The following is a 14,191-nucleotide window of genomic DNA, read 5'->3' as shown; positions in this document are numbered from 1 at the left end:
ACCGCTACTCATCGCTCTGACCACCGACTTTGGTGGAGATTCGTGGAAGATCCGGGTTCCCGTCGTGCGGCGCGGGCGGTACCGTCGCCCCATGAACGCCGCCGCTGCCGTCATCTCTCCCGACTCTGACCGTCCAGCGATCACCGCCGACCCCACCGTCCCCGACCAGCTTCTGCTGCTCCCGCTGCGCCAGCGGATCCTCGAGCAGGATCTCGGCGTGCGCGCGCTGCACCTGCACCGTGCCGGCCGGGCAGAGCTCAGCCATCGCTTCGCCGGAGACACCGAGGAGAACATCTACTCGGTCTCCAAGACGGTGACCGCGCTCGCCGTGGGCATCGCCGCCGCGGAAGGGCTGTTGGACCCCGGTGATCTGCTGGTCGACCATCTCCCCGCCCCGACCGGCGGGTACGGCAGCGGCATCGAGCAGGTGCGGCTGCGGCACCTGCTAACCATGACCTCCGGCTCCCCGGTGCTCGGCTTCCTTCAGGAGCAGCGCGATCACGCCGATCTCACCTCCCTGTTCCTCGGCACGGACCTGGTCGCCGAGCCGGGGCAGCGGTGGGAGTACTCCAACGGCTCGACCCTGCTGCTCTCGCGGGTGATCAGCGAGCGCACCGGGCAGAGCCTGCGCGACTGGCTGATGCCGCGACTGTTCGAGCCGCTCGAGATCCTCAACCCCCAGTGGCACACCACCCGCGACGGCTTCAGCTGGGGCGCCTCGGGTCTGCACCTGAAGAGCGGGCAGCTGGCGCGGATCGGCAGGCTCCTCCTGCAGCGTGGGGAGCACGACGGGGCGCAGCTGGTGCCTGCGGCCTGGATCGACGCGATGCACGCCGACGAGAGCTGGGTGGCCACCGGGGATGACGAGCCCGAGAGCGTCCACTACGGCTATGGCATCTGGCGGTGCACGCCCGACGGTGCCTGGCGGGCCGACGGCGCCATGGGGCAGCTGCTCATCGTGCTGCCCGCGCAGGACGCCGTCCTGACCGTCACCTCACGGCTCGAGGGCCGAGGTGCCGCCGAGATCCTCCGCGCCGTGTGGCAGGAGCTGCTGCCGCTGCTGTGACGCGCACATGCTGTGAGATGCGCAGGATGACCCCAGTTCCCCGTTCCGCCCACAGGTAGCGTTGCCCCATGGATTGGACAGCGCTCCTGAACCTCGGCCTGGTCTTCGCCTTCGTGCTCGTCGGCGGTCTGTTCGCCGGCACCGAGATGGCGATCGTCAACCTCCGCGAATCGCAGATCAAGCAGCTCCAGGAGAGCGGCCCCGGCGGTGAGCGCACCGCTGAGATGGTGCGGGATCCCAACCTCTTCCTCTCCGCCGTGCAGATCGGCGTGACCGTCGCCGGCTTCTTCTCCTCCGCCTATGGCGCCTCCACGATCGCCCCCTCGCTGGTCCCGGTGCTGACGGAACTGGGACTGTCGGAGTCCGCGGCGGGCACCACGGCGCTGATCGGCATGACGCTGGTCATCGCCTACCTCTCGCTGGTGTTCGGCGAGCTGGTGCCCAAGCGGCTGGCGATGCAGAACGCGATGGCGATGACCAAGGTCGTCGGCCCCCCGCTGAGCATCTTCGGGAAGCTCATGCGCCCGGTGATCTGGCTGCTGTCCACCTCCACCAACCTGGTGGTGCGCCTGCTGGGCGGGGACCCGGGCGCGAACCGCGAGTCGGTCTCCGCCGAGGAGATCAAGTCCATGGTCCGCAGCTCAGAGGCGCTGGACCAGGCGGAGTCGCGGGTGCTCGCTGATGTGTTCGACGCTTCCGAGCGCACGGTGGTCGAGGTCATGCAGCCCCGCCACCAGGTGCGCTTCCTCGACGGCGAGCGGACGGTCGTGGAGGTCCGCGAGGAGATCCGGGAAACCGGCTTCTCCCGCTATCCGGTCACCGGCGAGGACGTCGACGACGTGCTCGGCTTCGTCCACGTGCGCGACATGCTGCTGGTGGAGGAGCCAGGCGAGACGTCGCTGGCAGCGCTGGTGCGTCCCATCGAGCACATCCCCGGCACCGTCCAGGTGCTCGAGGCGCTGAATCGGATGCGCGCCCACGCCGACCAGATCGCCGTGGTGGTGGATGAGTACGGCGGCACCGACGGCATCGTGACCCTCGAGGATCTGCTTGAGGAGCTGGTGGGCGAGATCTACGACGAGTTCGATCGCGAGAGCTGGCCCGTCGCCGGTGGTCTGGACCGGATCCTCGCGGCCGACGGCACCTTCGAGGGCGGGCTGATCCTGCAGGAGTTCGAGTCCGCGACCGACATCGCCCTGCCGGACACCGGCGGCTACGAGACGGTCGGCGGGTTCCTGATGGCCCAGCTGGGCCGGATCCCCGAGGCCGGGGACAGCGTGGAGATCGACGGCGGAGTGCTCGAGGTGGTCGAGGTCGACGAGCGCCGGGTGCAGACGGTGCGATTCACCGTTGCCGCGGTGCCTGCGGGCGAAGATGCCGAGAGTTCGCTCGAGGAGCCCGTCGGCGACTGAGCTCTCGGTGCCCGTGCCGGTGCGCCCTGCCGATGTCCAGCCGATGCGTCAGCTGACCGATCGGCCCGGCCCTCGTGCATAGCCGGCCGCCACGGCTAGGGTGAGAACGACGGGCGCCGCGCCTGGGGCCGGTGCCCTCCCCGGACCCACCCTTTCAGGAGGCCCCGCATGGCCCGCAGCACTTTCGCCCAGCTCCTCGTCACCCAGCTCCGGGACCTCGGCGTCCAGCGCATCTACGGGGTGGTCGGGGACTCCCTGAACCCGGTGGTGGACGCCGTGCGCACCACCGAGGGCATCGAATGGGTGCACGTGCGCAACGAGGAGGCCGGAGCCTTCGCCGCCGGGGCCGAGGCCCGCCTGACCGGGAAGCTCGCCGTGTGCGCCGGGTCCTGCGGCCCGGGCAACACCCATCTCCTCCAGGGATTGTTCGATGCCCACCGCGACGGCGCCCCGGTGCTCGCGATCGCCTCGCACATCCCCTCGGAGAAGATCGGTACCGGCTTCTTCCAGGAGACGCATCCCGAGATCCTCTTCCGCGAGTGCTCCCATTTCTGCGAGATGGTGCACTCCGGCACGCACGGCGCGACCATGCTCCATATCGCCGTCCAGACGGCGATCGCGAAGCAGGGCGTCTCCGTGCTGGTGCTGCCCGGTGACGTGGCCGACGAGGAGGTCGACGGGCCTCTGACCCGCGACCTCGCCACCGACCTCGGCCATGTCCAGCCCGCCGCCGCGCCCGTCGGCCGCCTCGCCGAGCTGATCGACGCCGCAGACACCGTCACCCTGTTCACCGGGGCCGGGGTGAGAGACGCCCGCGAGGAGGTGCTCGCGCTCGCCGACCGGGTGAAGTCTCCGATCGGGCACGCCTTCGGCGGCAAGGAGATCATGCAGTACGACAACCCCTTCGACGTGGGGATGAGCGGGCTGCTCGGCTACGGCGCCTGCTACGAGGCGATGCACGAGGCGGATCTGGTGATCCTGCTGGGCACCGACTTCCCCTACAGCGAGTTCCTGCCCGGGCCCGGAGGGAAGAACCCCCCGAAGATCGTGCAGATCGACGCCGACGCCTCACGCCTCGGACGCCGCGTGCCGCTGGACCTCGCGATCCACGGCGACGTGGCCCTCACCCTGCAGGCCGTGCTGCCGCTGGTGACCAGCGCCAAGAGCTCCCGCTTCCTGCACCGCCAGCTGAAGGCGCACCACAAGGCCCTGAACGGGGTGGTCGCCGCGTACACGAAGAACGTCGAGAGGATGACGCCCATCCACCCGGAGTTCCTCGCGGCGACCCTCGACGCGCTCGCCGCGGAGGACGCCGTGTTCACCGTCGACACCGGGATGTGCAATGTGTGGGGCGCCCGCTACATCACCCCCAACGGGAAACGTCGGCTGTTCGGCTCCTGGCACCACGGCAGCATGGCCAACGCGCTCCCGCAGGCGATCGGCGCCTCGATGGCGTTCCCCGAGCGCCAGGTGATCTCCATGAGCGGGGACGGCGGGCTCGGGATGCTGATGGGGGAGCTGCTGACCGTGAAGCTCCACGAGCTGAACACCAAGATCGTCGTCTTCAACAACTCCAGCCTCGGCATGGTCAAGCTCGAGATGCTGGTGGAGGGCCTGCCGGATCACGGCACTGACCACGAGGACGTCGACTATGCGGCGATCGCGAGGGGCGTGGGCATCGGCGCGGTGCGCATCACCGATCCGAAGACGTTGAACCAGCAGCTCGCCGAGGCGCTCGCGACCCCTGGCCCGGTGCTGATCGATGTGGTGACCGATCCGGACGCGCTCTCGATGCCCCCGAAGATCACCGCGCAGCAGATCCGTGGCTTCGCGCATGCCTCGACGAAGATCGTCCTCGGCGGCGGGGTGGGCAGGATGCTCGACATGGCGGCGACGAACCTGCGCAACATGCCGCGCTGAGCCTCACGGCATGCCACCGTTCCGGCCACCACCGGCAGCGGGGTGTGGAATGCTGGGCCCTCGGGAGCGATCGCATGTCAGAAGGGGGCGCCGACCATGGCTCTGATCCATCCGCGCAGCCTCGAGCGCTGGCAGGAATGGCGCAGTTCCCGGCGCCGGATGCGCGGCATCCACCGCGTCCAGCCCGCGTCCGCTTCCCGCGCGCCGGCCCCGCAGGGTTACGTGCTGCACACCCGCGAGGGGGACGGCTCGGCCCGCACGCTGCTCGGCATCGACACCGCCGCAGGGGCGCAGCACGGCGGACTCCCCGCAGTGCTGCCCTATGTGCAGGGATCGGCACTCGTGATCACGCCCGTCGGCCTGGCCCTGGATGAGCTGAACGGTCCTGAATGGCAGCACCAGCGCCTCGATGAGCCCGCGGCCCTGCTGGACGGTCTCGGCATCACCTCGGTGCTCACCCTCGGTTGGCACCAGGAGGTGGGGCGCAGCCTCCATGCCTGGGCGCGTGAGGCGGATGTGCCCGGCGCCGTCGTCCAGCACGACGTGCTCACCCCGTTCGCGCCCCCGCTGCCGCCCCAGACCACCCTGCTGGCCTGGAGCGACGAGGACGGCGAGTTCCACCGCGCCGGCCGCGACGACGTCGAGGTGCGGGTGGTCGGCTCCCAGCGGCTGTGGCAGGCGAGCCACGAAGCGGCGGGGAACGATCCGGTGCGCGAGGAGCGCCCGGTCTTCCTGGGCCAGCTCTCGGCGATCGAGCTGCCGCGCCGTCTCACCCTCGCGGCCGCCCACGGGTACTGCCGCTCCACCGGCGCGCTCTACCAGCCCGGCCCGCAGGAGACCGACCGGACCGCCCGCGCCGCGCATGCGCTGCTGCGCCGCCGCGGCGTCGAGCTCCAGGACTCCGCTCTCACCGTGTCCGAGCAGCAACGGCCCGTGGTCTCCGTGTTCTCCGCCGATATCCTCGAGGCCGCGGTGCGCGGGCTCCCGGCCTGGGTGCACGCTCCCCGCGCCCCCGCCTGGGTCGGTGCGCACTGGGACCGCTACGGGATGCGCCCCCTCGGGGAGGAGCAGACCCCGCCGCCGACGGTCGGAGCCGATGAGCCCGCGCGCCTGATCGCTCAGATCCTCGAGGGCAGTACGTGAGCATGTTCGACCTGACCGGCCACCTCCAGCACTACGAATGGGGGTCGCAGACGGCGCTGCCCGAGTTCCTGGGGCAGGAGGCCGACGGCGACCCCTGGGCAGAGGTCTGGTTCGGCGCGCATCCGCTGGCACCGGCGACGGTCCCCGGCGGTGCCCGGCTGGACGACGTGCTCGACGCAGAGCCCGACCGGATGCTCGGCAGCGACGTCGCCCGGGCCTTCGGCGGCCGGCTGCCGTATCTGCTCAAGGTGATCGCCGCCGAACGACCGCTCTCGCTGCAGGTCCATCCCACGCGCGAGCATGCTGCGGAGTCCTTCGCCGCGGAGAGCGCCGCCGGGATCGCGCTGGACTCCCCGCGGCGCACCTACCGGGACGCGAACCACAAGCCCGAGATGCTGATCGCGCTGACGCCGTTCACCGCGCTGTGCGGATTCCGCACCCCGCGCCGCGCCGCGGTGATCCTCGACGGTCTCGGGACCGACCTCACCGACCGGCTGCACCGCCTGCTGCTCGAGAACCCCACCGCCCATGGCATGCGCGCGGCCTTCCGCACCCTGGTCTCCACCTCGCTGCGACCCTCGACCTCCGCGGTGGACGAGGTGGTCGAGGCCTGCAGGGCTAGGGCAGAGGCCGGCACCTCTCCGTCCCCGCGCATCGACCGCTCCGTGACGCTGCTGGCGGAGCACCATCCCGGTGACCCGGGGGTGGTCGCGGCGCTGCTGCTGAACCCGGTCTCCCTGCAGCCTGGGGAGGCGATGTTCGTGCCCGCCGGCGCGCTGCACTCCTATATCAGCGGCACCGGGATCGAGATCATGGCGGCCAGCGACAATGTGCTGCGCGCGGGTCTGACCCCGAAGCGGGTCGATGCGGATGAAGTCCTCCAGTGCGTGAGCGTCACCGCCGCACCCCCGCTGCGGGTGGCCCCGGAGCGGCAGAATCCCACCTCTATCGCGTACTACGCCCCGGTCGACGACTTCGAGCTCGCCATCACCGAGCTCACCGACTCGCTCGGGGCGCCGATCGAGCCGCATCGGATCCCCGGCTCGGGGCCTCGGATCGTGCTGGGTCTCGGGGGAGCGACCACGCTGGTGACCTCGGCCGGGAGCCATCCGCTGCGGGCCGGCCAGGCGGTCTTCGTCCCGGCGGCCGACGGGCCGCTGCGTGCCTGGGGCGCCGGCAGCTTCGCGCAGGCCAGCGTGCCGTGAGCCCTCACCAGGGTGCCGTGATTCCTCACCAGGCGGGAAGGCGGAGCCGTCTCGGCGCCACGACGCCCGCGGGCTGAGGCCCTCGGGACCTCACGATGCCGATGGGCTGGTCTCGGAGTCTCCCGGGGCGGTGATCAGCTGCTCCTGGATCGCCTCCACGAACTCGATCACGGCGCTGCCGCCGTCGACCGGACCGCCGGCGAGCAGCCCGTCGGCTCCCAGCAGCACCGCGGAGGGCGCGGTCCTGCCCCCGAGGGTGCTGCGTGCGGTGAACTGCAGATCATGCATCGCATGCTCACCCACACGGACCGTGGTGCGCTCCCGCAGCTGGTCGATCGGCCGGGAGAACACGAACTTCACCTGCATGAACGGGGACAGGGACCCGATCCAGCCGTCGGCCCGGTCCAGCACCCGCTCGCAGGGCCCGCAGCCTTCGGACACGAAGACCAGCAGCGCCGCGCTCTGGGCGGTGAGCTGGGTGAGGGTGATCAGGCGGCCATTCGGCTGCTGGAGCACGCCGCCGGGGATCGCGGCACGTTCGTAGTCCAGCAGCTCCTCGTCGGTCATCGCTTCGGTCATCGCACCGGTCACCCCATCGGTCCGCTCCTCACGGGGCGCGTCGCCCGAGAGGTCGGTCCGTTCCTTGGCGGACCCGCCGAGCGTGAGGACGGTGAGCACGATGGTGAGCAGCAGCGCACTCCCGAGCCCCACCAGCGACAGCGGCACCTGCACCAGCGCGAGGGTCATCGCCCCGCTGCTCGCCGCGAGCAGCGTGATGATCGCGAGCAGCGCGAGCAGCAGGTTGCGGCCCAGGGTGGTGCGCGAGACGGTCGGTGAGGCGAGCGTGCCGAAGCAGGAGCATTCGACCGGTTCACCGAACGTGAGCGCCCTCGCGATGATCACCAGATAGGCCACCATCAGCAGCGCCACGCACATCGCCATCAGCACCTGCAGCGGCACGGAGGGGATCCACAGGCCCAGGGCCAGCACGATCTCCACCACCGGCAGGACATTGGCGACCGAGCGGTGGAAGCTGCGCAGCGGCAGGCGCAGCGACGTCATCGCGTCTTCGGTGCTCTGCCGCGCACCGAGCTTCGCCAGGCCGGAGACCAGCAGCGTCAGTGTCAGCAGGATCGGCGCGGCCAGCAGCACGGTCATCGTCAGAGCCCTCCTCGCCGGCCCGGACGTCGGACCGTCATCTCTCTCCATTGTCCGTGACGGTGACGCTCACGGTGGAGCAGATGACGATCCTGGCGGGTGACGGTCGTCCCGTCCTGCGGATGTCCAGCGCCGAGATCTACGCTGGGGCCATGTCGAATGACGCGCAGGACACCGCCACTGACTTGACCGCCCCCGATCCGACGGCTGCCGATCCGGCCGCCACCGATCCGGCCACCCCTGCCGAGGACGCCCTGCGCTCCCGGATCCGGGCAGAGGTCACCGCGCTGCGCGAGTCCTTCGACGCCGGCACCACCCGGCCGCTCGAGGCCCGCCTCGCCCAGCTCGAGGCGCTCCGCCGCGGGCTGCGCCGTGAGGAGCCGCGCCTGGCCCGGGCGCTCGCCGAGGACCTCGGCAAGTCCCGCACCGAGAGTGCGCTGACCGAGCTCGGGGTGGTCTCCCAGGAGATCACGCACACGATGAAGAACCTGCGCACCTGGCAGAAGCCGCAGCGGCTCCCCCTCGGTGCGATGCTGGCACCGGCCACGGGTGAGCTGCGGAGGGAACCGCTCGGCACCACGCTGATCATCGCCCCCTGGAACTACCCGGTGAACCTCACGCTCTCGCCGCTGGTCGCTGCGATCGCGGGCGGTAACACCGCGATCGTGAAGCCCTCCGAGGTGGCGCCGGCGACCTCTGCAGCGCTCACCCATCTGCTGCGCACCCACCTCGACCCCGCCTGGGTGCGGGTGATCGAGGGGGCGGTGGAGGAGACCACGATCCTGCTCGAGCAGCGCTTCGACCTGATCTTCTACACCGGCAATGGGACAGTGGGCCGGATCGTGGCCCGCGCCGCCGCTGAGCACCTCACGCCCACCGTGCTCGAGCTGGGCGGGAAGTCGCCGGTGTTCGTGGACGAGGGGACGGATCTCGCCATCACCGCACGCCGGATCGTCTGGGGGAAGTTCACCAACGCCGGGCAGACCTGCATCGCCCCGGACTACCTGATGGCCACCCCGCGCACCGTGCAGCGCCTGCTGCCCCACCTGCGCAAGGCCGTGCGCGCGCTGTACAGCGGCAGGCCCGAGCGCAGTCTCGACTACGGCCGGCTCGTGAGCACGAAGCACTTCGACCGGGTGCTCGCCCTGATCGACGACAACAAGACCATCTGCGGCGGCACCGCCGACGCCGACCGCGAGACCCGCTTCATCCCGCCCACGCTCATGACCGAGGTGGGCTGGGACGATGCGGTGATGGGGGAGGAGATCTTCGGCCCCGTGCTGCCGATCCTCACCGTCTCCGGTCCCGACGAGGCGATCGCCCGCATCCGAGCCGGGGAGAAGCCGCTGACCGCCTACGTCTTCTCCCCCCGGCGGGAGATCGAGGAGCGCTTCGCCGAGGAGACCTCCTCCGGCTCGCTCGCGCTGGGACTGACCCTCGCGCACGTGGGCACCACCGGCATGCCCTTCGGCGGGGTGGGGGAGTCCGGGATGGGTGCCTATCACGGCCGCACCGGGTTCGAGGCGTTCACCCATGCCAAGCCCGTGGTGAAGAAGCCGCTCGCGCCGGACACCCTCAAGCTCGTCTACCCGCCGTACACCGGACTCAAGCGCCGGCTGCTGCGGCGGCTGTTCCGCTGAACCGCTGAACCGCTGAACCGCCGGATCCGCCGGATCCGCCGGATCCTCTGGACGGAAGCCCAGGGTCAGCCGCGCGGCGGATGCACCCCCACCCCTCGGCTCGAGCTGCTCCACCCTGCGGCCATGATCAGCAGAGAAGACCCGCAGCTGTGCCTCCTGGCCGAGTTCCAGGTCTACCGTCGATGGCAGCGGCCCACCCCGGGCCGATGTACGGAAGGTCGCGACGATGTCCACTCCACCCTCAGGACTGCCACCCCAGCCCGGTGCCACCCCCCGCGGCCTCAGACCCGTCGGCCCGGACCGCCCGGGCACCCCTCACCTCCTCAACGGTGCCACCACTCACGGGCTGCGCGGACAGCGCGCGATCCGGCACCCCTGGGAGATGCCCCTGCTGATCACCGGGGTGGTGCTCGCGGTCCTCGCGTATCTGCTCTGGATCGCCCTGCTGGTCGGCACCGCCTTCCTCTATATCACCGAGGGGCAGGCGACGGTGGACGAGCTGTGGAAGTACGTCGGCCTCGTGCCGTTCATCGCGCAGCTCGTGCTGCTGCTGCCGCTCGCACCGCTGATCATCTGGTGGGTGCGCGCCACGATGTATGCGCAGCTGCGGGCGTCGGCCGTGCGCATGAGCCCCACCCAGTTCCCCGAGGGCTACCGGATGGTGGTCGAGGCCGCCCAGCAGTACGGAATGCGCCGCGTGCCCGATGCGTACGTGCAGCTCGGCAACGGCACCATCAATGCCTTCGCCTCCGGCCACGGCTTCCGACGCTTCGTGGTGATCTACTCCGACATGTTCGAGATCGGAGGGAGGGCCCGTGACCCCGAGGCGCTGCGTTTCGTGATCGGCCATGAGGTGGGGCACCTCGCCGCCGGCCACGTCTCCTACTTCCGCCTCGTGTTCAGCACGGTCATCAATCTGATCCCGATCCTGGGCCCGGCGCTCTCCCGCGCCCAGGAGTTCACGGCAGACAATTTCGGCTTCTCCTACGCACCGGCCGGCTCCCCCGGGGTGGTGGCGGTGCTCTCGGGCGGCAAGTACCTCAACGCAGAGGTCAACGTGCACGAGCTGGCCGATCGTGCCGCCACCGACCCGAGCTTCTTCGTGCACTGGGTGAACCTGCTCTCCTCCCACCCGGTGACCACCTGGCGCGCCCACGCCCTGCGCGACCGCTCCACACCCGGTTCGCTGTGGATCAGGCCCCGAGGCACCCTGTTCATCTCGCCCCTGCCCCCGGGACACGTGTGGTCCTCGAAGTACCCGACCCCGGGTGACGCCCTGGCGATGCTCGGCGCTGCCGATGCTCAACGGCCCGCCGGCGCCGGTGGCCAGTTCGGTCGCTTCCCCGGGGCCGACTACTCGGACCGACCCGCGACGCGAGCCCTGCAGACCTCCGCCCCGCTGCTCTCGGACCGCACCGCCTTCACCGTTCCGCGCGGCCCCTACCGGGACGATGCGAAGGGTGCGCTGGATGGGGACGGGACACGCCCCTTCGGGACCCCGTAACAGCCGTCGCCGCGGCCTCTCCGGTCCCGACGTCGCGCGCAGTCAGAGACGCATCACCGCGCGTGGGTGTCCCGCCGGTCACCCCACCCTCCTCAAAAGTGCACTGAGTGCATAAGGTGGACCGGTGATCCCCGACCCCAGCGCGCTGACCCCACCGGTGCGTCGCAAGCCCCTGCTCGCCGTCCTCCTCGCCCCGCTGTTCATGGCCCTGATCGCCGTGAGCGTCATCAACGTGGGCCTCACCGCGATCGGCGAGGGCCTCGGCGCGGACACCGGTGACCTGCAATGGGTGATCTCGGGCTATGCGCTCGCCTTCGGCATGCTGCTGGTGCCCGCCGGGCGGGCCGGTGACGCCACCGGGCGCCGACGGATGTTCATCATCGGCGTCGGGATCTTCACCGCCGGCTCCCTGCTGTCCGGGCTCGCGCCGACCGTCGAGATGCTCAACCTCGCTCGCATCCTGCAGGGCATCGGCTCCGGCCTGCTGAACCCGCAGACCGTCGCCCTCATCCAGCAGCACTTCCGCGGTCAGGACCGGGCCCGGGCCTTCGCGCTGCTGGCCACCACCGTCGCGGTCGCCACCGCGATCGGCCCGGTCGTCGGCGGCGCCCTGATCCAGCTGCTGGGGCCGGAATGGGGCTGGCGCTGGATGTTCCTGATGAACGCACCGATCGGCGTGATCGCGATCGTCGGGGCCTTCAAGTACATCCCGGACGACAAGGCCCGCGGGAAGGGGCGCCCGGACCTCGACCCCGTCGGTGCGCTATTGCTGTGCCTGGCGATCCTGGGGGTCATGCTGCCCTTCCTCGAGCGCGGCGGGCATGCGCTGGTGTGGATGTCCTTCCCCGGCGGGCTGCTGATGCTGGGCCTGTGGTGGGTGTGGGAGCGGCGCTACCGGCGCGCCGGCCGCAGCCCGATGGTGGACACCGCGATCTTCGCGAACAAAGCATTCCGCAACGGCATCCTCATCGTCTCGGTGTACTTCCTGGGCGCCACCAGCGTGTGGATCATCGTGCCGCTGTACCTGCAGATGCACCTCGGGCACACCGCCTTCGAGGCGTCCCTGATGGGCGTGCCCTCCTCGATCGCCGCCGCGATCAGCTCCCAGATCTCCGGCCGCTACGTGCTCACCTTCGGGCGGCGGATGGTGATCGTGGGCTTCGGCGTCGCCTTCGTGGGCCTGGCCGGCACCGCAGTGCTGACCGGCTTCGTGGAGAACGGGCTGATCGCGTTCTGGTGGCTGGCCGCACCGCTGACGCTGATGGGTCTCAGCCAGGGCATGACCATCTCCCCGAACCAGACCCTCACCCTGAATTCCGTGGATCCGCGCTTCGGCGGCGTCGCCGGTGGCATCCTGCAGCTGGGCCAGCGCACCGGCGCCGCGATCGGCACCGCGATGATCCCCGGGATCATCTTCTCCCTCACCCTGGGCGGCACTTCCTGGCTCGAGGCGTTCACCATCGCGCTGGTGATTATCATGGCGCTCACCCTGGCCGCGATGGGTGTGAGCTTCGCCGACCGCGCCCGGGAGAAGGCGGGCAAGGGCGCGCTGTAGCGGGTACTCGACGGCGTGGGGGAGAGGATCGCATGGGGGTGCGAGGTCAGGATCGCGCGAGCGGACGCGACGGCGCGAGCGGGCGCGACCGCGCGAGAGGACGCGACCGCACGGCGGGGCGCGCGCTGCCGCTGGGCTGGGGAGACGCGGCGGTGCAGGCGGACCCGTCGGCTTCGCCGGACCCCCGGGACCGGTCGGACCCGTCGGCTTCGCCGGACCCCTGGGACCGGTCGGACCCGTCGGCTTCGCCGGACCCCTGGGGCCGGTCGGGCCCCGCGAGATCCGACCCGTCAGAGAGCACCGACTCGACTGGGCTGCCCGACCCGCGCGAGGGTTCTGCCCCGCGTGGCCCCTCTTCCCGTACGCGGCGGCTCCTCGCCATCGGTTGCGTTCTCGCGCTGGTGGCCGCCCTGTTCGTCGGCCTGCCGCGGCTGCTCAGCAGCACCGCCGGGCCGGAGCGGGCGACCGGCGAGTTCCTCCACGCCGTGATCGACGGCGACGTGGAGACGGTCCTCGCACATGTCGAGGACGCGCCGGATGCCAGCGCCGCAGCCCTCACCGCGCAGGTCGTCGCCGAGGCGCACGACCAGCTCGAATCCTTCGAGATCCAACACGTCGAGGTCACCTCCGACACGGCGCGGGTCACCGTTGCGCTCAATACCGGAACCGCCCGCAGCGAAGCCATCTTCACCCTGACCGCCACCGACGCCGGTTCCTTCTCGCCTCTGGCCTGGGAGCTGGCACCGGTGGCACTTCCCGAGTTCGTGATCGACGTGCCGTTCGGCGCACAGGAGGTCGGGATCAACGGCGTCTCCTTCCCAGTCGCCGAGCTCGGCCTCACCGGCGTTCCGTACGAGTCACGGATCATGGTGCAGCTCCTGCCCGGGACCTACGAGATCTCCCTGCCCGAGTCGCGGCGCTGGCTGGAGGCAGAGCCGATCGCCCTCGAGGCCCCGCCCACCTTCCGGACCTGGCGCAAGCCCGTCCACGGCCTGCAGCACACCCTCGCCGAGGACGGGCTGCAGGAGGTGCAGCACCAGATCGACGCGGCGCTCGAGGAGTGCGCGACCGACACCTCGTCGGCGCCCGAGGGTTGTCCGTTCGCGGTGCCCGATCCCTCGAAGCCCGCTGCCCCGGAGCCCGCAGCCTCGGAGGCCGATGGTCCGGAAGGACCCTCCACGAACACCGCCTCGCAGGGCACCTGGACCCTCACGGACCCGCCCCGCGTCGAGGTGCACCCGGGGGACTCCTTCTTATGGATGGTGCACGGGGAGGGGACGGCCGAGTTCACTCCGGATGATCTGTCGGCCGAGGATCCAGCGACCGACGGGGGTGTGCAGGATGAGGCCGGGGCGGCGGCTGCGATCACGGTGCCCTTCGAGGTCGATGGCACGGTCACCATCGACGGTGACGGAGAGCTCGCCGTGGCCCTGCGCAGCACGGCCTCGTTCAGCTACGCCTACTGCGTCGACGAGGAGACCGGTCACTTCGACGGGGTCGTCGTCATCGACGATGCCGAGGTCACCTCCAGCTCCTGGGACGCCTGCGGCTGAGCCTCATCGAGCTGACCCGGCTTGGCCCGCACTGA

At 70.8% G+C, this 14,191-nt stretch carries 10 protein-coding genes; 9 read left to right on the top strand and 1 reads right to left on the bottom strand.

Annotated elements, in window-relative coordinates; all coding sequences use genetic code 11:
- Positions 1–91 precede the first annotated feature (91 nt).
- The 5 genes from Q0937_RS06310 to manA all read left to right on the top strand — a co-directional run bounded on the left by Q0937_RS06310 (position 92) and on the right by manA (position 6,746).
- On the top strand, positions 92–1,066 hold the full coding sequence (locus Q0937_RS06310; RefSeq protein WP_299301081.1) for a serine hydrolase: 975 nt from the start codon (positions 92–94) through the stop codon (positions 1,064–1,066).
- Between the two features lie 68 nt (positions 1,067–1,134).
- Entirely contained in the window at positions 1,135–2,478 is a 1,344-nt protein-coding gene (locus tag Q0937_RS06305; RefSeq protein ID WP_299301079.1) for a hemolysin family protein, read from the top strand.
- A gap of 168 nt (positions 2,479–2,646) precedes the next feature.
- A complete protein-coding gene (locus Q0937_RS06300; protein ID WP_299301076.1) occupies positions 2,647–4,398 on the top strand; it encodes a pyruvate dehydrogenase in 1,752 nt (583 codons plus the stop codon).
- Positions 4,399–4,494: 96 nt separating this feature from the next.
- Positions 4,495–5,541, top strand: a complete 1,047-nt coding sequence (locus Q0937_RS06295) for a hypothetical protein (protein ID WP_299301073.1) — start codon at positions 4,495–4,497, stop codon at positions 5,539–5,541.
- A 2-nt stretch (positions 5,542–5,543) separates the two neighbouring features.
- Positions 5,544–6,746 (top strand): mannose-6-phosphate isomerase, class I, encoded by a 1,203-nt coding sequence (gene manA, locus Q0937_RS06290; protein ID WP_299302459.1) that lies wholly within the window; start codon positions 5,544–5,546, stop codon positions 6,744–6,746.
- A 90-nt stretch (positions 6,747–6,836) separates the two neighbouring features.
- On the opposite strand, the gene Q0937_RS06285 is transcribed toward manA, so the two are convergent.
- A complete protein-coding gene (locus tag Q0937_RS06285) occupies positions 6,837–7,904 on the bottom strand; it encodes a MauE/DoxX family redox-associated membrane protein (RefSeq protein ID WP_299301071.1) in 1,068 nt (355 codons plus the stop codon).
- A 152-nt stretch (positions 7,905–8,056) separates the two neighbouring features.
- On the opposite strand from Q0937_RS06285, the gene Q0937_RS06280 reads away from it, so the two are divergent.
- From Q0937_RS06280 to Q0937_RS06265, 4 genes are all read left to right on the top strand, one after another.
- Complete coding sequence (locus Q0937_RS06280) at positions 8,057–9,544, top strand: aldehyde dehydrogenase family protein (protein WP_299301068.1); 1,488 nt, start codon at positions 8,057–8,059, stop codon at positions 9,542–9,544.
- 226 nt (positions 9,545–9,770) lie between these two features.
- Positions 9,771–11,048 carry a M48 family metallopeptidase gene (locus Q0937_RS06275; RefSeq protein ID WP_299301065.1) on the top strand — a complete coding sequence of 426 codons (1,278 nt, stop codon included), beginning with the start codon at positions 9,771–9,773 and terminating at the stop codon, positions 11,046–11,048.
- A gap of 124 nt (positions 11,049–11,172) precedes the next feature.
- Positions 11,173–12,603: an MFS transporter gene (locus Q0937_RS06270; RefSeq protein ID WP_299301062.1), complete on the top strand. Its 1,431-nt coding sequence runs from the start codon at positions 11,173–11,175 to the stop codon at positions 12,601–12,603.
- Between the two features lie 401 nt (positions 12,604–13,004).
- A complete protein-coding gene (locus Q0937_RS06265) occupies positions 13,005–14,156 on the top strand; it encodes a hypothetical protein (protein WP_299301060.1) in 1,152 nt (383 codons plus the stop codon).
- Positions 14,157–14,191: the final 35 nt, after the last annotated feature.

The organism is uncultured Brachybacterium sp., from assembly GCF_947500705.1.
Lineage (GTDB): Bacteria > Actinomycetota > Actinomycetes > Actinomycetales > Dermabacteraceae > Brachybacterium.
The sequence above is the reverse complement of the archived record's forward strand: the minus strand, read 5'-3'. Positions and strand labels throughout refer to the sequence as shown.